The sequence below is a fragment of the [Flexibacter] sp. ATCC 35103 genome, assembly GCF_001975985.1.
GTDB lineage: Bacteria > Bacteroidota > Bacteroidia > Flavobacteriales > Flavobacteriaceae > Flavobacterium.
In genome coordinates this window covers 437,384-461,349 of sequence record NZ_MTQF01000005.1, presented here as the reverse complement: position 1 = coordinate 461,349, position 23,966 = coordinate 437,384, and the positions used below count along the sequence as shown (strand labels likewise).

Here is a 23,966-nt window from a genome sequence, read left to right as displayed (position 1 = left end):
TGTCAAAAATTTTAATTTATATATTACTATAAACAGTATAAAAAGTATTATTCGATATCTATTGAACTTGCTATTGCAATTAAAAATCAAAAAAAGCCATAAAAAAAAGCGAAGGAAATATATTCCTTCGCTTTCAGTTTTAACTCTAACAAACTTTTTCTTTACATCTTATAATTAAGTCCGCATTCAAAAGTGTTATTTGCATATGCTCCCAATGCTCCAAAATATTTAGAATAAGCAAGGAAAATACCCAGTTTATCTATTTCAATTCCAAATGCTGTAGAAACAATTCTATTGGTATGGTAAAATGCTGATAAATTCATCTTATAATCCGGTAAGTTAAATCTCGCTCCGGCATCAAAAATATCTTTATATCCCTTAATGCCTCTGTAAGCAATAATGGGCTCAATATTTAAATTTTCATCCAGATTTGATAATAATATCTTATAACTTACTGCTGAATAAAAAGTAGAGCGATCTGCATATTTTTTTACTCCATCATCAGTGTTATAGAAAAAAGTATTAAGGTTGGGCAATGATGCCTGAATAGTCAACAAACGGCTTGTATAGGCTATCCCTAAGTCGCCATCAAAAGCGGCACCTTTATCAAAATTTTGTACGGTAACATCATCTGCACTTCCAATAATCTTATTGTAGTCAATAGAAGCAAATTTTGCACCCGCAGACAAACCAAAATTCAGCTTTTCTTCAAGTCCTATTGGTAAATGATAAGCGTAGGTTGCCAATATTCTTGTTCTATTGATTAAACCAGCTTTATCACTGCTAACATTTAATCCTAGTCCGGCCCTGTTTCCAGAATTATATTCGATAGTAGCATTCATTAATACCGGATTTCCAGGAACCTGATCCCATTGTCTTTGGTACCCTATGTTCAATTTTATTCCTTCATCTCTTCCGGCCATTGCCGGGTTGTTTAAATACTGATTTTGAAAATACATTGACTCATACTCCGTTAACTGCGCATTTGCGGTATTCGTTCCTAATATAATCAGGAACATAATTACCTGTATATAGATTGCTCTCATTGATTTAATTTTCATTACATTCATGTCTGTTTGGCTATTCTCTAACCATTTTTTATTATTCTTTAATTATCCCTGTTTCTTGTTTGGCCTAATTATTAGTCTCTAATAATTGTAATGAATCCTTTAATTTTAGATTGACCATTTCCAAGATCAATTAGATAATAATAAGTATCCTGAGTAAGCGGCGCTCCATTATAAGAACCATCCCAATCATTGTTATAATTATTTTTAGAATACACTATTCTGGCTGCTCGGTCAAAAACTTTAACTGAATTGTTTGGATATGAATCAATACCGGAAATTATCCAAAAATCATTCTTACCATCTCCGTTAGGAGTAATAATATTTGTAGGTATAATTGTTTGTGGTACAGCATCTGCCCTATTTACGATAATAGTGTAAGTTTCTTGTGTACCATCCTCAGCTGTAACAATTACTGTGATAACATTTTCGCCTACATTTAAATCTATTGGAGCCGTATTATCATTAATTGTTATTCCGTTAACGATCATTTCAACTGTTGCAGTTGGATCTATAGTTATAGGATTGATTACAATTGAATTAATCTCATTAGGTACTTCTACTCTATAATCGTTTGTATCTGTATTAAATGCCGGGCTTAAAGAACCGTCATTAATGACAATATCAGATAAACCTGCATTATCAGGAGCCGGAGCTTCTTCTCTTGTAACAACTACTGTATAAGTACTAATTGTTCCATCCTGAGCAGTTACTACTGTAGTAATTATATTTTCGCCAATTTCTAAAAGGATTTCTCCAGAAGCAGTTCCGCTTGGTACTACTACTCCATTTACTGTTATGGTTGCCGTAGCGTCAGCATCAACTGGTGTAAGGGTAATAGCGGTAACATCATTAGATACTGTAGCTGTGTAATCTTTATTTCCTTCTGTAAAAGCTGGGCTTAAAGTTCCTTCACTAAGAACTAAATCTGCCAAACCTGCATTAGAAGAAGGTTCTCTTGTAACAACTACTGTATAAGTATTAATCGTTCCATCCTGAGCGGTAACTATTGTAGTAATTGTATTTTCGCCAACTTGTAGAGGGATTTCTCCAGAAGGAGTTCCGCTTGGTACTTCTACTCCATTTACTGTTATTGTTGCTGTAGCATCAGCATCAACTGGCTTAATGGTGATACTCGCAACATCATTAGGTACCGTAGCTGTATAATCTTTATTTCCTTCTGTAAAAGCTGGGCTTAAAGTTCCTTCATTAAGAACTAAATCTGCCAAACCTGCGTTAGAAGAAGGTTCTCTTGTAACGATTACTGTATAAGTATTAATCGTTCCATCCTGAGCGGTTACTATTGTAGTAATCGTATTTTCGCCAATCTCTAAAGGGATTTCTCCAGAAGGAGTGCCGCTTGGTACTTCTACTCCATTTACTGTTATTGTTGCTGTAGCGTCAGCATCAACTGGCTTAATGGTGATACTCGCAACATCATTAGGTACCGTAGCTGTATAATCTTTATTTCCTTCTGTAAAAGCTGGGCTTAAATCTCCTTCACTAAGAACTAAATCTGCCAAACCTGCGTTAGAAGAAGGTTCTCTTGTAACAACTACCGTATAAGTACTAATTGTTCCATCCTGAGCAGTTACTATTGTAGTAATTGTATTTTCGCCAACTTGTAAAGGAATGTCTTCAGAAGGAGTGCCGCTTGGTACTTCTACTCCATTAATTTTTACTTTTTCATAAAGATTTTCACTAACCGGTGTTAATTTCACACTAGTAATATCATTAGTTACCGTTGTTGCATAATTTAGTTCTGTTTCTGAAAAAACCGGACTTAAATGACCTTCACTAATAGCCAAATCAATCAAACCTGAATTAGTATAAGCTCTTACTTCGAAAAGACCTAAAACATACTCAATTTTATAATTATCGCTTTCTGCAATACTAAAGTCGATATCATAATAACCTACCGGACTCATTGTAACTGCAGTTGTACTCACAATAGGCAAGGTTTTTAAATCTGATTCTGTCTCTCCATTTTTAAATCCGCTATATGTAAAAGTCAAAGGTGGATTGACATCTCCGTACATTTTAAATATATTATCTGCTGTGATAGTCAATAATGCTTTATCTACAGTACTTTCCGCTATTGATATATTTACATTAGCTGTACCAGTACTTGTTAGAACTATATTTCCTAAATATCCTCCTGCAGGAGCTGTTGCTTTTAATCTGACAAAAACGTTTGAAGAAGCAATGGCTCCTGTATTTCCAATACTTATTGTATTTGTAAAAGTAACTCCATCTGTACTTACTTCAAATCCTACAGGCGCCGTAACTAAAATTCCTGCCAGCATATCAGTTCCTGATATAGTAAAGCTTTTTGTTGCTGATGGAGTACCATAAGTAGTGCTGAATGCCGCTAAGTTTTCAGTACCTATTACTATTGTTGGTCCAACATTTACAATACCATTATTTGAAGCAAAGAAAATGTTGTTTTTATTAACTGCATTTGAAACTGAACTTCCCCATGACCCGCCAGATCCGGCTGTAGTTCCAAGTTTTATACTTTTTGCAGTATGCATTAAATTAGTCGTAAGATCAGCAACGACTCCATCAAGAATAGAAAAAGTGTCGTTTATTACCGTTTTTGCTCCAAAGGTTTTAATTCCTGTTCCTGATAATACGAGATTATTATAGGTTATTAATCCTGTTCCTAAATTTTGGGCTTGTCCATTAAACTCTACGGTACCGGTACCTGCAATAAATATCCCCCCGGTTCCAATAACATTTCCTGAAATTTTAAAAAGACTTGTCCCTTCATTTAATGTTCCCTGAGTTCTGATCCAATCTGTAAATGTATGTGTCCAGCCTGATCCAAGATTAAGTGTGCCGGCGCCATCAATTTTAAGTTCTTTTGTATTTATATTTCCTGTAAAAGTAGCCGTACCCGCATTTTTGTTCATAACAACTCCTTTCGCAGATATAAAACTATCAATACTCTGATTAATATTACCTGCTAAATAAACATATCCATCTGTTGTTAATGATCCTCTATTGTTGATAAAATCACCTCCAAAATATATATCGCTGTCACTTAATAATGAGGCTTCTTCATCTATTATAAGTGGCACTCCATCATTAAACTTTTTTTCTGCGCCACTTATAGTAACTGTACTCTCACCATTAGCTGTAGAAATTCCAACTCCTCCTCTTGCAATAAACGGGCTCACCCATTCTGGTCCAACTGTTAAGGATGATGCACTATCATATTGCAAGGCAGCATTAACTCCATAAGTTGGAGCAGCAGAAGCTTTTGCTGAACCTGCCAAAGTTAAGGTTCCGTTTACAATTACCTGTAAAGTATTAATTGTTCTGATACCGCTACCAGAAAGGGTTAGATTATTATAATTATAAGCTCCAACAGCACGTGTTCCTGTACCATTATAACTTACAGTTCCTTTACCAACAGAATTTAATATTCCGCCAGTCATTAGTCCTCCAATTAATAAATTCCCTTCTCCTGAAAAAGTTACATCATTTTGAAGCGCATTTCCATTCATGGTAATATTCCCGGATACACTTACTCTTCCTGTTTCAATAATTAAACTACAATCGCTGGTATCTCCGCCATTGCTATTCATAATTACAGAAGCAGGAGAAAAATTCCCGGACTTTACGGTCAGGACAACATTACTTCCCGGACTTGAATTTAATAACTCAAGAGTAGCACACGAAGCTCCAGTTGTAGATATTACAGGTTGATTAGTTACATTAGTTACTAATACATTTTCGCTGGATGTTGGTTTACCAATAGGGCTCCAATTTGTCTCTTCGTCCCACGCAGTACTTGTTTGTCCTGTCCAGGTCTTTAGTTGTTGCCCATATCCTATATTAAATAAAAGAAAGGTCAATACAATAAGTAAATTTTTGTTCATTTTCATTTTTATTCTATTCATTTTGTTTTCATTTTTTCTCAATTTTTTCTTGATTTTTTTCTCCATCCGGTTTGTTTTTCAACTCATTTTTTTAATTTTTAATTCGTTTTCTAATTTTTCACTAACCACTTGTTTTTTAAACTTATGATCTCATTTCTTTACCCTATATCACACTTTCATTTCAAAGCGTCCACAAACATTCCATATCAGTTAAATTTTAAATTTTAGAAAAAAACGAACTTGAATAAGCAAGCTTTTTTATAGCTTATTCTGATTTTCCTAACTTAAGATGTACTAATGTGTTTGAAGACTGATTGATTAAAAATCAACCCTTTTAAGAGAGTTTATTTAACAAGAATTACATTTAAACTAACTTCCTTATTGAGAACAAAAAATCCATATTGATAAAACAGATCTTAAATTTTCAAATGAGTTTATTGTTAATTGTTTTTTTATAATAAAAAGTGAGACAATAAGTATAATACGTTGATTGCAAAATTATTGCGCTTAAATTTTACAAACCCAACCAGGCATAGCGGTTAGCGCTATTTACTTATTCAAATATTGACGTTATTACGGCTTATTTTTACCTCCAAAAGTTTTAAGTTGGACATATTGGGGTATTTCTTACAAAAAAATATTGAAGAAAATTTTGTAAATAACAAAGAAGAAAACTAACTCACCGAAAAACATTTCAACTTAATATCAAAAAATGTTCTATTAAATACAATTTCATAGTTGAGGTAGAAATTGAATGGGATACAATTATGAATTTAATATTGATAATCTAAAATTTATAAAAACAGGAGATAATCATAAACTGAAATAAAAAAAGCAGGCAAAATACATGTCATGTATTTTGCCTGCTTTTTTTGTGACCGCGGAGGGGTTCGAACCCCCAACCCTCAGAGCCGAAATCTGATATTCTATCCAGTTGAACTACGCGGTCATATATAGATTTTAGTCCCGATAGCTATCGGGATTAAAATCAAAAATTTTTATACTAATAATTTTTTTACAATTGCAGAAATAGTTTTTCCTTCAGCAGTTCCGCCTAATTGTGCAGAAGCTAATCCCATAACTTTCCCCATAGACGCAATTCCTGAAGCTCCTGTTTCAGCGATAATTTTTGCAATTACAGCTTCTACTTCTTCTTCACTTAATTGTGCAGGTAAAAATTTCTCGATTACAGCAACCTGAGCTAATTCTGGCTCTGCTAAATCAGGACGGTTTTGCTCTGTAAAAATACGAGCACTTTCTTTACGGGTTTTAACTAGTCTTTGAAGTAATTTAACTTCATCGTCTTCTGTTAATTCTTCTTTAGAACCTGATGCAGTTGCAGCTAATAACATTTCAGATTTAATGGCTCTTAATGCTTCTAATGCTACTGTATCTTTTGCTCTCATGGCGGTTTTAATCTCGTCCATGATTAATGTTTGTAAACTCATCTTAATTTTTTTATTTAAATAGGTAAAACCTATAATTGATATAATGTTTGAAAGTTTGTTGTCGACTTTTATAATTAATTTGTTTATCAGGCTGAGCGAAGTCGAAGCTTTTTTGGGTAATTAGCCTTCGACTTCGCTCAGGATGACAATATTTCTTAAATACATTCTTTTAAAAGTCAAATTTTAAATTCTGTGCGAAGATAAAAAAAATAACCCGAAAATTAAATCCAATTTTCGGGCTATCTTTATTTATTGGGATGGTAAAAATTAATCTACGTTGTCGTGCAAAAATGAATTGTTTGAACGCAACTGCAAATCGTTATTACTATCAGTTCCAACTGATATTCTCGAATTGTTATTATTTGATTGTGAGTTTGATAAGTCGATACCTAATCTTTTATAAGCAGGCTCTTTTTCAAGTTCATCAATTCTGGAAACATTATTATGGAATTTATAATTAAATTCTTTTAGTTTCTTTCTTCTTTCTTCAGCTCTTAAGCGTAAAGTTTCCTCGATCGTTAATTCCATCGGAGAAACCTCTGAAGTTGTTGTAAAATGAGCTTCACTTGCAAAATCAACTTTTTGCTTCATGGTGATATTTAATTCCGCAGGAATTACTTCTTCTACCACCTTATCCACAGGTTTTGATGTTACTAATTCGTTCTCAACCTCCATATACTCTTCAAGAGAATATTTGATAATTCCTTTATCTGAAATTTCTGTAACCGGTACAAATTGTACTGGATCATTTACCTTAATATTACGGGTTTCATTCGATAATTCGAACAAAATTTTATTTTCCTGTTCAGCAACCGGCTCTTTCTTTACTTCCGGTTCTGATCTGAAAAGAGGTAAATCAAATGAGAAAGTCGTTTGTTCTTCTCTTTCAAAAGTTCTTTGTTGAACTTGCTGAATTGGTTTTATTTCCTGGAAAGTTTGCATTTCCGGAGCCGTAATAGTAAAATCAATATCTGTAATAGGAGAAACAATTTCGAAAGTTACATCAAGGTTTTTAATAAACTCAGACATAACTACTAATTCTTCCTTATTCATTGACGGATTACTTACAACATTTGTTGATGGAGTAACGGCAACTGGTGCAGCTTCAATTGGAGCAACTTCAACTGGAGCAATATGCGTAGCTGTAAACGGAGTTATCGCATCTTCATCATCATCCATTAATTCAAAAACAATTTTCTCTTCTGATTTTGAAGTAGGTGTTTCAGCATTTACATCAAAAGAAGTAACTGTTTTATTCGATAGATTATGAACACTTCTTTGCTCATCTTCCAGCGTATGAATGATTTTTTTAGGTTCAGTATTTACAATTTCGTTTTGTTGTTCAACATCAAAACCAGTTGCAATAATAGTTACAGCAATAGCATCACCAAGAGTTTCGTCTTCACCAACTCCCATGATAATATTAGCATTATGACCTGCTTCTACCTGGATATGATCATTGATTTCTCCAATCTCATCCAAAGTAATTTCGTTTGATCCAGAAACGATAAGCAACAATACGTTTTTGGCTCCTGTAATTTTGTTGTCGTTTAACAACGGAGAATCCAATGCCGAAACAATAGCATCTTTCGCTCTGTTCTCACCCTCAGCAACAGAAGATCCCATGATAGCTGTTCCGCTGTTTGATAAAACAGTTTTAGCATCACGTAAATCGATATTTTGAGTATAGTGATGCGTAATTACTTCAGCAATACCTCTGGAGGCTGTTGCCAAAACTTCATCAGCTTTCGAGAATCCTGCTTTAAAACCAAGATTTCCGTATACTTCTCTTAACTTATTATTATTGATTACAATTAGCGAATCAACTTGCTTACGCAATTTCTCGATTCCTAAAAGCGCTTGCTCCTGACGCACTTTTCCTTCAAACTGAAAAGGAATAGTAACGATACCAACAGTTAAGATTTCTCTTTCTTTGGCCAATTGTGCAATTACCGGAGCTGCACCAGTACCTGTACCACCACCCATACCAGCGGTAATAAATACCATCTTAGTACCACGGTCTAACATTTTTTCGATATCAGCGATACTTTCTATAGCAGATTGTTGCCCTACATCAGGATTTGCTCCTGCTCCAAGACCCTCTGTTAAGTTCATACCTAACTGAATTTTGTTCGGCACTGAACTATTCTGTAGTGCTTGTGAATCAGTATTACAAACGATGAAATCAACGCCTTTAATACCTTGTTTAAACATATGGTTGATAGCGTTACTACCACCTCCACCTACACCTATTACTTTGATAACATTTGATTGGTTTTTTGGTAAATCAAATGAAATACTTCCAAATTCTGAGTTGCTCATCATCTTTTTGGTTTTTGAAATTCTTATTTAATACATTTTTTACTTCTTGACTTGGGGCAAAAAGTAATTCCTTTTCTCTTATTACTCTATTCTGCGTTGTCTAAAAAATCTTTGATTTTATCGACATATCTATCAAAAAATGATCTTCTAATTTTAGTTTCAGTAGATTCTTCCTTAGTTGCAGTATTCCTGACTTCTTCAATAGTTTCTACTCTTTCAACGTAGTTTTCTTCTACTTCGTATCGTTGCTGTACAGGTTGTTGTACCTGCTGAGGAACATTTCTGTACACTACTTTTGGCTGCTCATTTACAATCTCCATTCTAACAGCACTTTGGGTACTGTTTTCGATACTGTTCATTACTAAACCAACTGCTGTTGCAAATAACGGACTAGAAATTTCTTCGCTTGAATTTCCAGCTAAATGCTCATTTGGATATCCAATTCTGGTATCCATACCTGTAATATACTCTACTAATTGTTTAATATGTTTTAGTTGAGCACCACCACCGGTAAGCACAATTCCTGCGATTAATTTTTTGCGCGGATCTTCGTGCCCATATGCTTTAATTTCTGCAAAAACCTGTTCTACGATTTCCACCACACGTGCATGGATAATTTTAGATAAATTTTTAAGCGAAATCTCTTTTGGTTCTCTTCCTCTTAATCCGGGAATAGAAACAATCTCGTTGTCTTTATTTTCTCCCGGCCAGGCTGATCCGAATTTTATTTTTAAAAGCTCTGCTTGTTTTTCGATAATCGAACAACCTTCTTTAATATCGTCTGTAATTACATTTCCTCCAAAAGGGATCACTGCAGTATGACGAATAATACCATCTTTAAAAATGGCTAAATCTGTTGTTCCGCCACCAATATCAATCAAAGCTACTCCAGCTTCTTTTTCTTCCTGACTTAAAACTGCATCTGCCGAAGCTAATGGTTCTAATGTTAATCCTGATAATTCGATTCCTGAACTCTGAATACATCTTCCAACATTTCTGATCGATGATGCCTGACCAACGACTACGTGAAAACTAGATTCCAGTCTTCCGCCGTACATCCCGATAGGTTCTTTTATTTCAGATTGCCCATCGATTTTAAATTCCTGTGGTAAAACATGAATAATTTCTTCTCCCGGTAACATGGCCAGTTTATTGACCTGGTCAATCAAAAGCTGAATATCTTTTTCGCCAATTACTTCTTCCGGATTATTACGGCTGATGTAATCTGTGTGCTGAATACTTCTGATATGTTGTCCTGCGATACCCACAACAACATCTTTTATTTTATACCCTGAATTGTTTTCCGCCTCAAGTATTGCTTGCTGAATGGACTGGATAGTTTGCGTGATGTTGTTTACAACACCTCTCGCAACTCCTAAACTTTTGGATTTTCCAATACCCAAAATTTCCAACTTTCCATACTCATTCTTCTTGCCGATCATGGCAACTATCTTTGTCGTTCCAATATCTAGACCTACTGCAATGTTATCTTTTTCCATTTTCTATTATTTTGTGCAAACTACTTGTTCCGTAAACCTAAGGTCAATCTTACTATATTTATATAACGAACTATCTAAAACCGCTTTTTGAAAAAAGGCTTTATAGTTATTAAATTTCTTATCAACATTCATCGTTCTGCCAAAATCGATGAAGTAATTATAATTTCTATTAAACATTTTTAAGCTACCATTAGGCATAATTTGTATTGCAATGATGTTTTTTTTCAAAAACGCATCGTCATAAATTGTGCGAAATAAAGTAGCTAAATCTTCGTTATTTTTTTCATTAATTGCCCCGGAAACAAGAGGAACCCGAGCGGTATGATTGTCTGATAAAGGCATTTTATTTCCCTCATAGTCAATATAAAAAGAGGTAACACCATCATAAACTCTCGCTATTGGTGTCTTCTGTTTTACTACCGCTTTTAGAACACCATCAATACTTACAAAAACATCTGATTTTTCAATCATGTCTTGCGTATCAAGGGTTTTCTCAATCTTATTCAAATCTAATTCATCTTTTCGGATACTGGAAGCGTCTCTTTTATTTTCTATCAACAATTTATTAACCGTTTCCGGCTTTACAAAAAGCGTATTTTCTCCTACAAAAACAACCATCGATTTCTTTAATTTTCGATCACCATTTCGATGTTGGGCAAAAGAATATAAAAAAAGAACAAGTCCTAAAATGAGAATTAATCTAATATTTGTCCAATTAAATATTTTCATTTAGCATTTTTTTGATTGACGGAACCATTTCTCCAATATCACCAGCTCCTATTGTTACAATTATTGGCGCATCACTGGCTTTGATCTCCGCTAATAAATCATTTTTTGCAACAATTTTTTTGTTCGAATTTGTCATTTTTCCCAACAACCAATCTGATGTAATCCCTTCCATCGGTAATTCGCGTGCCGGATAAATATCCATTAAAAACACTTCATCGAACTGAGATAAACTTTCGGCAAATCCGTCAGCAAAATCTCTGGTTCTGCTAAATAAATGTGGCTGAAAAATGGCCAAAACTTTACGCCCCGGATACAATTCAGTAACCGCCTGATGTACCGCATTTATTTCTGTTGGATGATGTGCATAATCATCTATATAAACTAATTTATCTGATTTAATCTGATATGAGAAACGTCTTCTGATTCCGTTGAATGATGCAATAGCTTTCGCAATCAAATCAGTTGGCGTACCAGAAGTTTTTGCCATCGCAATAGCCATTAATCCATTCATTAAATTGTGTTTCCCCGGCAATCCAAAATGCAGGTCTTTCATAATTTCTGATGGTGTCTGAACATCAAAAACATAACTTCCGTTTTCTATACGAACATTGAAAGCTTTATACACAGCGTCTTCATTTATAGCACATTGCACTCCTTCAAGAGGCAATTCTTTTGTTATAAACAGGTTGTTTTTATCTTCAACTTTATTAGCAAATTCAACAAACGAAGCTTCAATTGCATCACTTGTACCGTAAATATCGAGATGATCCGCATCCATTGAAGTTATACAGGCAATATTAGGATGTAAATGTAAAAATGAACGATCAAATTCATCCGCTTCCACAACAGTTACTGTCTTTCCGCTTCCAATTAAATTCGAATTATAATTCTCTACAATTCCACCCACAAAAGCAGTTACGTCAGCCCCGCTTTCAAATAGAATATGTCCTAAAATACTTGATGTTGTTGTTTTTCCGTGCGTACCAGCAACAGCAAAACAAAAGGTGTCTTTTGTGATAATCCCTAAAACTTCTGCACGTTTTTTAACCTGATATTCTCTTTCTAAAAAGTAATTCCACTCTGAATGTGTTTTAGGCACTGCAGGAGTTATAATTACCAATGTGTTTTCAGAATAATAATCAGAAGGAATTAAATTAATATTATCTTCAAAATGAATATCAATACCGCTTTCGATCAATTCAGCCGTTAACATTGATGGCGTTTTATCGTAACCTGAAACCTGTTTCCCGATATTTTTAAAATAGCGGGCCAGAGCACTCATTCCGATGCCTCCAATGCCAATAAAATAAACGTTCTGTATCTGATTTAAATTCATTTCTCTTTAATTTTGAGCTATTTACAAGTTGTTTTATTTCATAAAAAACTAGTACTTAAGCCTTTGTAATTTTATCACTTTAATAACTCAAAACGCTTAAAAATAGCGTTCTAAATTTTTAATTTTGTTCTATAATTTTCAAAAAAAGTTATATTATAACAACTTTTTAATTTGATCCACAATAACTTTTGTAGCATTTGGCATCGCCAGTTTTTTGATATTATCACTTAACTGTTTCTGCTTGCCGTGATCTTTCAGTAAAGCTTCAAAAACAATACTAAACTGACTGTCTAATTCTGATTCTTTCAGCAAAATTGCTCCTTTAGCATCAACAATTGCCTGAGCATTTTTTGTTTGATGATCTTCGGCTACATTTGGTGACGGAATAAAAATTACCGGTTTCCCAACAATGCATAATTCTGATACTGATGATGCTCCTGCACGTGAAATAATCACATCTGCCGCAGCATATACAAAATCCATTCTTTCAATAAAATCAACCACTCTTACATGTTGCTGATTGTGTTTTTTATAATCTTCAAAATATAATTTCCCACATTGCCAGATTACCTGAACATCCTGTGAAAGCATATTATGTAATTCTTTCTCGATTAACTGATTCACTCTTCTGGCACCTAAACTTCCGCCTAAAACCAAAAGTGTTTTTTTATTAGGATCTAAACCATAAAAAGTAATTGCTTCATCACGTTTACTTTCAATATCTATTAAGTCCTGACGAACAGGATTTCCGGTTAGAATGATTTTATTTTTTGGAAAAAAACGCTCTAAATTTTCATATGCCACACAAATTGCATTGGCTTTCTTGCTCAATAATTTATTGGTAATTCCCGGAAACGAATTTTGCTCCTGAATCACGGTCGGAATTCCTGCTCCACCGGCGGCTTGTAACAAAGGTCCGCTGGCAAAACCTCCCGTTCCTATTACCACATTTGGTTTGAACTGCCTGATGATTCGTCTTGACTCCAGCAAACTTGTTGCCAATTTTAACGGAAACATCAAATTTTGCAACGTCAATTTTCTTTGTAAACCGGCAATCCAGAGTCCTTTTATCTCATAACCTGCCTGAGGCACTTTCTGCATTTCCATTTTGTCCTGTGCTCCTACAAAAAGAAACTCGGCATCAGGAAATTGGGTTTTTAATTCATTAGCAATAGCAATTGCAGGATAGATATGTCCTCCTGTTCCGCCACCACTTAATATGAATTTATAATTTGTCATATTTTAAAAGTTACTCGCTGTAAAAATTATTCTTTAATCTTATTTATTTAAAACTGCATTCATTGGATTTCTGGAATTATCCTCAATAGAATACATTCCTTCTTCCTCGTATACTTCTTCAGAAACTAAATCTTCTTCTCCTAATTCTTTATCGATTAATCGTTGAAGCGCTTCTTTTCGTCTCTCTTTTTCTTCTTGTTCTTCGGCAATTTCTTCTTCTTTTTTCGTCACGCTAATGATAATTCCAAGAGAGAAACACGTCATCCAGATCGAACTACCTCCACTACTTATCAACGGAAGTGTTTGCCCCGTTACCGGTAATAATTCTACTGCAACCGCCATATTAATCATTGCCTGAAATATCATAGGAAAACCAAGCCCAACGACGACTAACTTTCCAAATAAAGTATTGGCTTTATGTGATGCAATTACAAATCTAAACAACAGCAACAGATATAAAATCAATATAGAAACTCCTCCAACTAAACCATATTCTTCGACAATAATGGCATAAATAAAATCTGAAGATGATTGTGGCAAAAAGTTTTTCTGAACACTTTTTCCAGGTCCTAATCCTCCTAATTTTCCTGACGCAATTGCAATTTTTGCTTTTTCGATTTGATAATCATCTTCGTCAGGCTTGTCTGTGGTAAAGTTCGAAATACGGCTTTCCCATGTAGATACCCTGCTAAAGAATCTTGAATCCGGAAAAGCTTTTGCCACTAAAAGGAAAAACAACAGCATTCCGATTCCTGAACCAATTATAAAACCAATATATTTTAGCGGATATCTGCCAATAAACGTTAACATAATTACCATAGAAAAGATCAACGCCGTAGTCGAAAAGTTAGCTGGTAAAATAAGCACCAATGTTATAAAAACAGGCAGCCAAAGCTGTATTAACGAGGTTTGAAAAGGTTCATTTTCTTCTCTTGTTTTTGACAAATAACGTGCAACATATATAAATAATATACTGGCAGCCAAAGTCGAAGTTTGAAACGTAATACCAATAAACGGCACCTGAATCCAACGGCTTGCATTTGCTCCCGCAATTACAGTTCCTTTTAATAATGTATAAAGCAATAAAAACCACACAACAGGCAAAGCTATTTTTGAAATCGCTCTGAAATAATGATATGGTACTTTGTGCACCCAATAAATAATCAGGAAACCAATACAAACGTGAGCCAGGTGTTTTACCAAATATCCCAGTGTATTTCCGGTTCCGTGACCTATATAAGCCAAATTACTACTCGCACTAAAAACAGGCATAAACGAAAACAACGCCAATAAAGCCACGAATGACCATATTACCCTGTCTCCTTTTAATTTGTTTACTAATTCCTTCATGTTTTTAGTTTCAGGTTTTTCTTGTTTCAGGTTTCAGGTTTTCACATAACATGAAACCTGAAACTTGAAACTTTTTTTTACAAGTTGTGAACTGCTTGCTTAAATTGTTTTCCTCTGTCTTCGTAGTTTTCGAATAAATCGAAACTTGCACAAGCTGGAGACAATAAAACAGCATCGCCTTTCTCTGTTAAACGTTGTGCCGTTTTTACAGCATCGTTCATATTATTTACTTCTACCATAATGTCAACTACATTTCCAAAAGCATTGATAATTTTATGATTATCAACTCCAAGACAAATAATAGCTTTTACTTTTTCACGAACCAACGACATCAATTCGTTGTAATCATTTCCTTTATCAACACCACCAACAATCCAAACCGTTGGAACATTCATGCTGTCTAAAGCAAAGAAAGTTGCGTTTACATTTGTTGCTTTAGAATCGTTGATATATTGAACATTCTGAATTTTTAATACTTTTTCTAAACGGTGTTCTACACCTTGAAAATTCGATAAACTTTCGCGTATTGTTGCATTTCTAATTTGCATCAATTTTGCTACAGAGCTTGCTGCCATTGCGTTTTTCATGTTATGTTTTCCTTCTAACGCAATGTATTCTGTTTCCATTGTAAACTCTTCTTGGTTGATCTTTATTTCCATTTTGTTGTTATTTATAGAAGCCCCTTCATCGAATGTTTGTGACAATGAAAAAGGAATTAATTTTGCTTTTGTTGTGTTATTTTTTAACCATTCTGAAATCGCTTCATCATCTGCATCGTAAATAAGATAATCGCTCTCCGTTTGATTCATTGTTATTCGAAACTTCGAGTCAATATACTTTTGATATTTATACTCATATCGGTCTAAATGATCCGGACTAATATTCGTAATAATGGCAATATCCGGCCTGTAATCTATAATTCCGTCGAGCTGAAAACTACTTAATTCAAGAACATAGGCATCGTATTTATTTTCGGCAACCTGCCAGGCAAAACTTTTTCCGATGTTTCCTCCTAAACCAACATTTAATCCTGCTGATTTCAACAAATGATGCGTAAGCATCGTTGTCGTTGTCTTACCATTGCTCCCCGTAATTCCAATTGTTAATGCTTCAGTAAAAGGTTTAGCAAATTCAATTTCAGAAATCACTTTAATTCCTGCAGCAATAAGCTTTTGTACTATGGGAGATTTCTCTGGAATTCCCGGACTTTTCATTACTACATCAGCATTCAAAATCAGGTCTTCCGTATGTTTTTCTTCTTCCCAGGCAATTCCATTAATTATAAGAACTTCTTTATAGCTTTCTTTTATTTTTCCAAAATCAGATACAAAAACTTCATATCCTTTTTTCTTCCCCAGAATAGCGGTTCCTACTCCGCTTTCTCCTCCTCCTAAAACTACCAATCTCATCTATCTAAGTTTTAAAGTAACGATTGATAATATGGCTAACATGATCGCAACGATCCAGAATCTGGTTACAATTTTACTCTCATGATATCCTTTCTTTTGATAATGATGGTGTAATGGCGACATCAGAAAAATCCTTCGGCCTTCACCAAAACGTTTCTTCGTGAATTTAAAATAACTCACTTGCAAAACCACTGAGAAATTTTCTACCAGGAAGATTCCACACAATAGCGGAATCAATAATTCTTTACGGACTGCGATTGCCAAAACCGCAATGATTCCACCAATAGTTAAACTTCCTGTATCTCCCATAAATACCGAAGCGGGATAAGAGTTATACCAAAGAAATCCAATTAATGCCCCTACAAATGCCGATATAAAAACAGTCATCTCTCCGGAACTGGGGATGTACATAATATTTAGATAATTGGAGAATATGATATTTCCGGAAACAAACGTAAATATCCCGAGCGCGAGCACGGATACTGCCGATGTTCCTGCAGCGAGACCATCAATTCCATCTGTCAAGTTAGCACCATTTGAAACCGCAGTAATGATAAAAATAACAACCGGAATAAAAATCAACCAAGCCCATTTTTCGTATCCTTCACCTGTCCACGCTAATAACTCAGCATAATCAAATTCATTATTTTTTACAAACGGAATTGTTGTTGCCGTAGATTTTTCCTCAACTGGTGCAGGTAAAACTACAGTTGTATTTGTTGTGGTTCTAAAAACATCTGTTCTCCCTGTATCGGTTCTTACTGTTACTGCAGGATTAAAATAAAGAACAGCCCCAACGATGATACCTAAACCAACTTGTCCTATAACTTTAAAAATACCTTTAAGTCCCTGTTTGTCTTTTTTGAATATTTTAATATAATCGTCTACAAAACCAATTGTTCCCATCCATAACGTAGTTACGATAAGCAATACGATATAAATATTATGCAAACGAGCAAATAACAAAACAGGCACAAGCGTTGCAAAAATGATAATCAGTCCTCCCATTGTTGGTGTACCTGCTTTTTCATTTTGACCAGCCAGACCTAACTCACGAACGGTTTCGCCAACTTGTTGTTTACGCAAAAAGTTTATAATTCTTTTTCCGTAAATGGTTGACAAAAGCAATGAAAGCATCAATGCCAAAGCCGATCTGAAAGTGATATACTGAAAAACTCCAGTTCCTGGTATATCTAATGTTTTGTCTAAATATTCAAATAAATAGTATAGCATATATCTTGGTTTATTTGTTTAATTGTTATTATGTTGATTCGTTAGTTTTTGATTTAATAATTATTCGATGAAACGAACAACCAATTAACCGTTTAAACTTTACTTTCCTAATTGATCTAAAATTTCTCTTACTGTTTCCATATCATCAAAATGGTTTCGAACACCATTTATTTCCTGATATGTTTCGTGGCCTTTACCGGCAATTAGAATAATATCATTTGGCTGAGCCAATTGACAAGCTGTTTTTATAGCTTGTTTTCTATCTGTAATTCTCAATATCTTTTTATAATTATGAGCTTCAACTCCTTTTTCCATTTCATCAAGAATCACTTCAGGATCTTCATTTCTTGGATTATCAGATGTTAAAATTGCTTTATCACTAAGATCTGTAGCAATTTTAGCCATAATTGGTCTCTTTGTTTTATCTCTGTTTCCTCCGCACCCCACAACTGTAATCAATTGTTCGTTTTTGGTACGGATATCTGTTATCGTTTTTAAAACATTGTCTAAAGCATCCGGTGTATGTGCATAATCTACAATCGCAGTAATATTTCCTGCCGAAATAATATATTGAAAACGACCAGAAACACTCTCTAAATCAGACAATAAACGCAGCGCTTCCAGGCTATCCATTCCAAGTTCTATTGCCGTTCCGTAAATTGCCAAAACGTTATAAGCATTAAAAGTCCCAATAAGTTTTACCCAAACTTCATTGTCATTTACTTTAAGCAGCAATCCAGATAACTGACTTTCTAATATTGTCGCTTTAAAGTCAGCATAAGACTTTAAGGCATAAGTAAATTTTCTGGCAACTGTATTTTGCAACATCACAGTTCCGTTTTTATCATCGATGTTTGATAATGCAAAAGCAGTTTTTGGCAACGAATCAAAAAATGATTTTTTTACATCTCTGTATTCTGCAAACGTTGGATGATAATCTAAATGATCGTGTGACAGATTCGTAAAAACCCCACCTTCAAAATGCAAAGCTTCTGTACGTTTTTGGTGAATTCCGTGTGAACTCACTTCCATAAAACAATGCGTTACCCCAGACTCAATCATTTCATTTAAATAATAATTGATTGTGATAGAATCCGGTGTTGTATGTGTTGCTTTATATTCCGTTTCATCAACCATTATTTTTACCGTTGATAGTAAACCAACTTTAAACCCTGCTTTTTGAAACAACTGAAACAATAATGAAGCAATTGTCGTTTTTCCGTTTGTACCCGTAACGCCAACTAATTTTAATTTTTCAGAAGGATTTCCAAAATAATTAGCTGCCATAAAAGCCAAAGCTGTATTGGTATCTTTTACTTTAATATAAGTAATTCCTTTTTCGATATTCTCCGGCAATGCATCACAAATAATTGCAACTGCCCCTAACTGAATAGCTTTTTCTATATAATCATGCCCATCAGATAATGATCCGCGAATTGCTACAAAAACATCATTTTCTTCAATTTTTCTTGAATCAAAATCAATTTTATGTATATCAATTTCCGTCGAACCTGTTACAGATTCAATAGCTACTTTATATAATATGTCTTTTAGTACTTTCACGATAATTCTAATACTATTGTTGTGTTTTTACTAATATTTTCCCCAGCCTGTAAAGACTGTTTTTTTACTTTTCCTACTCCGTTTACTTTTACTTTCAAACCTAAATTTTCCAGTAAAGCAATAGCATCCATTCCCGGCATTCCTTTTAAATCAGGAATTTGGTTTGATTTTTTATTAGCCTCTGCCGTATATTTATTATAACTGTCATCTTGTTTTGGAATTCTTGAATCCAGTTTTTTAATTTTATTTGTTGATGGTGCGTCTGTAAATATTTTTTGGGCAATTCGTTTAAAAACCGGTCCCGCAACATCTGCTCCGTAATAATTGTTTTTTGCTGTATTGGGTTTATGAACCACTACAATACAAGAATATTTAGGATGATCTGCCGGGAAATACCCCACAAAAGAAGACGCGTAATACAATGCCGACTTTCCTTCTTTTCCTCCGTAATTTACCTGAGCCGTTCCCGTTTTACCAGCCATCGAAAAATCTTTCGAATACAACTTTGAGCCTGTTCCTTTTTTAACCACATTAAGCAATACTGCTCTCAATTTTTTAATGGTTTCCGGCGAACATACTTTTGGATTAATCACTTCAACATCAAACTTCTTGATGGTTTTGTTCCATTCTTTAATTTCCGAAACAAACTGAGGTTTTACCATTACTCCATTATTCGCAACCGAATTATAAAAAGCCAAAGTCTGCATGGGTGTAACCGAAACTCCGTAACCAAAAGCCATCCACGGAAGTGAAACTCCTGACCAGTGTTTGCCTCCGGGTTGTGGTATATAAGGTCTTCCTTCTCCTTTAAAGTGTAATCCTAATGGTTTATCTAATCCATAACTCTTAATGTGATTCACAAACTTAGACGGATTGCTCTTATAATTTTCATAAACCGCCTGAACCATTACGGTATTTGACGAAAGCTCAAAACCACGTGCCAATGAAACCTTTCCGTAACCTCCTCTGTGCGAATCAGTAACAGAACGCCCATAATATTTCACCTGTCCGTTGTGACTATCGTAAACCGTACTTGTATCTGCCACTTTATCATCTAAAATAGCCATTAAATCCACTAATTTAAAAGTAGATCCCGGCTCATGAGATTCTGCTACAGCATAATTTGTAGTTTCATAATACGATCCGTCTTCTGCTCTTCCTAAATTCGAAATGGCTTTTACATGTCCCGTTTCTGTCTCCATCACCACTACACAACCGTGATCAGCTTCATATTCTTCTAACTGTTTCAACAAAGCGTGATGCGCAATATCCTGAATAAAAACATCGATTGTCGAAATGACATCAAAACCATCCTGAGGATCAACTTCATTGACATCGCGAATAGGTTTCCATTGTCCTTTTGCAATTTTTTGTTTTAAAATTTTACCGTCTTTTCCGTTCAGGTAATTTTTAAAAGCCCACTCGATTCCTTTACCTACTTCAACTCCTGTTGCCGGATCAATACGGTCGTAACCAATTGTTCTTTCGGCAATTTTTCCTATCGGATGTTTTCTAACCGTTTCCTGTTCGATTATAATTCCACCTTTAAATGCACCCAAATTGAATAATGGAAAACCTTTTATTTTTACATATTCAGTATAGCTCAAATTACGGGCGATCAAATAATAACGATTTTTATTCTCTCTTGCTTTCCTTAACTCTTTTTCATAATAACCTCCCGGTCTGTCCAGAACTGTTGCCAAAGAATCTGATAATGCTTTTACATATTTCTCAAACGTCTCTGTTTTTGGCGCTTTTGCATCAAATCTAATCTCATAATTAGGGATTGATGTTGCCAATAAACTTCCGTCAGCAGAGTAGATATTTCCTTTGTTTGCCGGAATCACAAAATTTCTAACCGTACGTTGTTTCGCCAGTTTTCTATAGTAATCACCTTCAACCCATTGAATATTGGTTAACTTAACAACAATAGCAATTGCCATCAAAAAGATGAAAACTGCTACGAGGTAAATTCTGTAGGATATATTTTTATCGTCTACTGCCATATTCTTTTAAAGAAATTTTTTTCTTCTTCTTTTTTAACTTCTATTTTAACCGGAGGAACCGTTGATGGAAAAATCTGTTTTTCAAGCATTTTATCCGATATCGTTGATTCCATTTTCAACTTCATTAATTCTGAACGTCGGTCTACAAATTCAGATCGCAATTCTTTTACTTCATTATTCAGTTTTGCTATTTCAAAAACCTTTTGTTCGTATCGTTGTGTATTTGCAATCATCAAAATAGCAAGCAGAATTATAAAAACAATGAATCTCCAGTTTTTCACTGCGTCATCGTTTAAAAGAAACCTTGCTTTTAATATGCCAAATACTCCACCACTTTTCATTTTTCTCTACCTTATATTATATCTTCTCAGCAATTCTTAATTTTGCACTTCTTGCCCGATTGTTTATTTTAATCTCAGCATCGTCCGGAACAATCAATTTTCCTATTGTTTTATAAGGAACAGAAAAGTTTCCGTAAAAATCTCTTTCAGGTTCTCCTTCAAACATGCCGTTTTTAATAAACCTCTTCACCAGTCTGTCTTCCAGAGAATGATACGAGATTACAGAGAATCTTCCGCCTGGATTAAGAATTTCAAGAGACTGCTCTATAAATTCTTTTAAAACATCCATTTCCTGATTGACCTCAATACGAATCGCCTGATAGATCTGAGCCAATATTTTATTTTTAACTCTTTCAGGTAAATATTTTGCTAAAACATCTTTCAGATCATCTGTAGTTTTAATAGGCTGATGTTCTCTTGCCTCTACAATTGTTCTTGCTAAAAGCGGCGCATTCTTCAACTCCCCATAATCAAAAAAAACACGACGTAAATCCTGTTCTTCATATTCGTTAACCACACGGTAAGCATTTAAATCATTTTTTTGACTCATCCGCATATCCAGTTCGGCATCAAATCTTGTCGAGAAACCTCTTTCCGGAACATCAAACTGATGTGATGAAACCCCTAAATCAGCCAAAATTCCGTCTACACTTTTAACACCATGAAAACGAAGAAATCTTTTTATGAATCTAAAGTTCTCATTAATTAAGGTAAACCGTTCATCCGGCAGCGCATTTGCAAGAGCATCCTCATCCTGATCAAAAGCAAATAATTTTCCGTTTGGCCCTAATCGTTTCAAAATTTCTTTTGAATGACCACCGCCACCAAACGTAACATCTACATAAATGCCATCAGGTTTAATATTTAAACCATCAACTGTAGGATGAAGCAAAACCGGATTATGATATTCCATTGTCGTCGTCATTAATATTTCCCATTACTTCTTCGGCTAAATCTGCAAAATCCATATCTTCGCCGCTTATTGATTTTTCATATAAATCTTTATCCCAAATCTCCACAATATTAACCGCAGATGAAAAAACCACATCTTTAGAAATACTTGAAAAAGCAACCAAATCCTTTGGCACCAATAATCTTCCTAATGCATCAATCTCCACCACTTTTACACCGGCAGTAAATCTTCTGATGAAATCATTGTTCTTTTTTACAAAACGGTTCAGCTTGTTGATTTTTTGCATCATCAAGTCCCACTCTTCCATTGGATATAGTTCTAAACACGGTTGAAAAACGGAGCGCTTCAAAACGAAACCGTTTTGAAGAGAAGAAGCCAGTTGCTTTTTTAAGGGTGCAGGCATCATTAGCCTCCCTTTAGCATCGACTTTACACTCATATGTTCCAACAATTGTGTTCAAGAAAAATACTTTAATATGTTATACAGCAAAAATATAAAAAATATTACCACATTTTACCACTAAATACCACTTTGTTAATAAGTTTAACCACTTTCCTACCACCTTTCTTAATTTATGGACAATCAATACTTTAGATAATAATTAGCTGATCAACGATAACAGTTAGAGATCAAAAAAATTATGCACTATATTTCTTAAAAAATTAGTTATAATGCATTTTTCTTAACATTTAGGAAACACCTCAAAAACACCCATAAAACCTGATTTTTAACTACTTATAAATTCGACAAAAATTATCTAGTTAAAAAACGGCAGCAAAAATTCATTTTTATTTATTAAACCCTATATTTGTCCAAATTGAAATTGGCATTAAATTAAATGGACAAACACTACAAAAAAGAAGGCAAATACAGCTATTATGAAGCTGGAGAAGGAACTCCTATCGTGATTTTACATGGCTTAATGGGAGGCCTTAGTAACTTTGATGCTGTAGCAGAATATTTCCCAAAGAAAGGATACAAAGTTGTTATCCCGGATTTGCCAATATACACCCAAAGTATTTTAAAAACCAATGTAAAAAGCTTTGCTAAATACGTTAAGGACTTTATCACTTTTAAAGGCTTTGACAAAGTTATTTTGCTAGGTAATTCTCTTGGAGGACATATCGCTCTTTATCATACAAAACTATATCCTGAAAAAGTAGCAGGACTTGTAATTACCGGAAGCTCTGGTCTTTACGAAAGCGCTATGGGGGATAGTTACCCAAAAAGAGGTGATTATGAATACATCAAAAAGAAAGCCGAAGATGTATTTTACGATCCTGCAATAGCAACTCCGGAACTTATCGATGAAGTTTACGCAACGGTTAACGATCGTATCAAACTGATCAAAACCTTAACGATTGCCAAAAGTGCAATTCGTCATAATATGGCTAAGGATTTACCAAAAATGACAGCAGAAACCTGTATCATCTGGGGTAAAAATGATGCCGTAACCCCACCGAATGTTGCCGAAGAATTTGATAAATTATTGCCTAATTCAACTTTGTATTGGATAGACAAATGTGGACACGCTGCTATGATGGAACATCCTGAAGAATTCAATAAAATTCTTGAAGAATGGCTCGTTAAAAAGAATTTATAGCATCTAACTTTCGACTTTAAG

Annotated in this window: 17 protein-coding genes and 1 tRNA gene; 1 reads left to right on the top strand and 17 read right to left on the bottom strand. The window is 34.5% G+C overall.

From position 1 onward, the window contains the following. Positions 1 to 161 precede the first annotated feature (161 nt). The 17 genes from BXU01_RS13125 to BXU01_RS13045 all read right to left on the bottom strand — a co-directional run bounded on the left by BXU01_RS13125 (position 162) and on the right by BXU01_RS13045 (position 22,802). Positions 162 to 1,046: a PorP/SprF family type IX secretion system membrane protein gene (locus tag BXU01_RS13125; RefSeq protein WP_165689787.1), complete on the bottom strand. Its 885-nt coding sequence runs from the start codon at positions 1,044 to 1,046 to the stop codon at positions 162 to 164. A gap of 95 nt (positions 1,047 to 1,141) precedes the next feature. Then, positions 1,142 to 4,975 carry a cadherin-like beta sandwich domain-containing protein gene (locus BXU01_RS13120; RefSeq protein WP_165689786.1) on the bottom strand — a complete coding sequence of 1,278 codons (3,834 nt, stop codon included), beginning with the start codon at positions 4,973 to 4,975 and terminating at the stop codon, positions 1,142 to 1,144. Between the two features lie 854 nt (positions 4,976 to 5,829). Beyond that, positions 5,830 to 5,903: transfer RNA gene (locus tag BXU01_RS13115), tRNA-Arg, on the bottom strand. 49 nt (positions 5,904 to 5,952) lie between these two features. Next, positions 5,953 to 6,402 (bottom strand): GatB/YqeY domain-containing protein, encoded by a 450-nt coding sequence (locus tag BXU01_RS13110; RefSeq protein ID WP_072975278.1) that lies wholly within the window; start codon positions 6,400 to 6,402, stop codon positions 5,953 to 5,955. A 267-nt stretch (positions 6,403 to 6,669) separates the two neighbouring features. Beyond that, positions 6,670 to 8,727, bottom strand: coding sequence for a cell division protein FtsZ (gene ftsZ, locus BXU01_RS13105; protein ID WP_083693607.1), 2,058 nt, complete (start codon positions 8,725 to 8,727; stop codon positions 6,670 to 6,672). 83 nt (positions 8,728 to 8,810) lie between these two features. Further along, complete coding sequence (ftsA, locus tag BXU01_RS13100; protein WP_083693606.1) at positions 8,811 to 10,223, bottom strand: cell division protein FtsA; 1,413 nt, start codon at positions 10,221 to 10,223, stop codon at positions 8,811 to 8,813. 6 nt (positions 10,224 to 10,229) lie between these two features. Continuing rightward, on the bottom strand, positions 10,230 to 10,952 hold the full coding sequence (locus BXU01_RS13095; RefSeq protein WP_083693605.1) for a cell division protein FtsQ/DivIB: 723 nt from the start codon (positions 10,950 to 10,952) through the stop codon (positions 10,230 to 10,232). After that, positions 10,939 to 12,288: a UDP-N-acetylmuramate--L-alanine ligase gene (murC, locus tag BXU01_RS13090; RefSeq protein WP_083693604.1), complete on the bottom strand. Its 1,350-nt coding sequence runs from the start codon at positions 12,286 to 12,288 to the stop codon at positions 10,939 to 10,941. Before murC ends, BXU01_RS13095 begins: the two co-directional genes overlap by 14 nt. A gap of 153 nt (positions 12,289 to 12,441) precedes the next feature. Then, complete coding sequence (gene murG, locus BXU01_RS13085) at positions 12,442 to 13,527, bottom strand: undecaprenyldiphospho-muramoylpentapeptide beta-N-acetylglucosaminyltransferase (RefSeq protein ID WP_083693603.1); 1,086 nt, start codon at positions 13,525 to 13,527, stop codon at positions 12,442 to 12,444. 39 nt (positions 13,528 to 13,566) lie between these two features. After that, positions 13,567 to 14,877 carry an FtsW/RodA/SpoVE family cell cycle protein gene (locus BXU01_RS13080; protein WP_083693602.1) on the bottom strand — a complete coding sequence of 437 codons (1,311 nt, stop codon included), beginning with the start codon at positions 14,875 to 14,877 and terminating at the stop codon, positions 13,567 to 13,569. A 77-nt stretch (positions 14,878 to 14,954) separates the two neighbouring features. Then, the gene (murD, locus tag BXU01_RS13075; RefSeq protein WP_083693601.1) at positions 14,955 to 16,286 is read right to left on the bottom strand and encodes a UDP-N-acetylmuramoyl-L-alanine--D-glutamate ligase; all 1,332 of its coding nucleotides are present in this window, start codon (positions 16,284 to 16,286) and stop codon (positions 14,955 to 14,957) included. Then, positions 16,287 to 17,519 (bottom strand): phospho-N-acetylmuramoyl-pentapeptide-transferase, encoded by a 1,233-nt coding sequence (gene mraY, locus BXU01_RS13070; RefSeq protein ID WP_056247000.1) that lies wholly within the window; start codon positions 17,517 to 17,519, stop codon positions 16,287 to 16,289. 99 nt (positions 17,520 to 17,618) lie between these two features. Further along, positions 17,619 to 19,082, bottom strand: coding sequence for a UDP-N-acetylmuramoyl-L-alanyl-D-glutamate--2,6-diaminopimelate ligase (locus BXU01_RS13065; RefSeq protein WP_083693600.1), 1,464 nt, complete (start codon positions 19,080 to 19,082; stop codon positions 17,619 to 17,621). Beyond that, a complete protein-coding gene (locus tag BXU01_RS13060; RefSeq protein ID WP_083693599.1) occupies positions 19,079 to 21,088 on the bottom strand; it encodes a penicillin-binding protein in 2,010 nt (669 codons plus the stop codon). The genes BXU01_RS13065 and BXU01_RS13060 overlap by 4 nt, the downstream gene beginning before the upstream one ends. Next, positions 21,079 to 21,429, bottom strand: a complete 351-nt coding sequence (locus BXU01_RS13055) for an FtsL-like putative cell division protein (RefSeq protein WP_055094967.1) — start codon at positions 21,427 to 21,429, stop codon at positions 21,079 to 21,081. The genes BXU01_RS13060 and BXU01_RS13055 overlap by 10 nt, the downstream gene beginning before the upstream one ends. Before the next feature lie 16 nt (positions 21,430 to 21,445). Beyond that, positions 21,446 to 22,354, bottom strand: coding sequence for a 16S rRNA (cytosine(1402)-N(4))-methyltransferase RsmH (gene rsmH, locus BXU01_RS13050; protein ID WP_206196620.1), 909 nt, complete (start codon positions 22,352 to 22,354; stop codon positions 21,446 to 21,448). Continuing rightward, positions 22,329 to 22,802 (bottom strand): division/cell wall cluster transcriptional repressor MraZ, encoded by a 474-nt coding sequence (locus tag BXU01_RS13045; RefSeq protein WP_029273286.1) that lies wholly within the window; start codon positions 22,800 to 22,802, stop codon positions 22,329 to 22,331. Before BXU01_RS13045 ends, rsmH begins: the two co-directional genes overlap by 26 nt. A 378-nt stretch (positions 22,803 to 23,180) precedes the next feature. Between BXU01_RS13045 and BXU01_RS13040 the strand changes: the two genes are divergently transcribed. Beyond that, positions 23,181 to 23,945, top strand: a complete 765-nt coding sequence (locus BXU01_RS13040) for an alpha/beta fold hydrolase (protein ID WP_083693598.1) — start codon at positions 23,181 to 23,183, stop codon at positions 23,943 to 23,945. Positions 23,946 to 23,966: the final 21 nt, after the last annotated feature.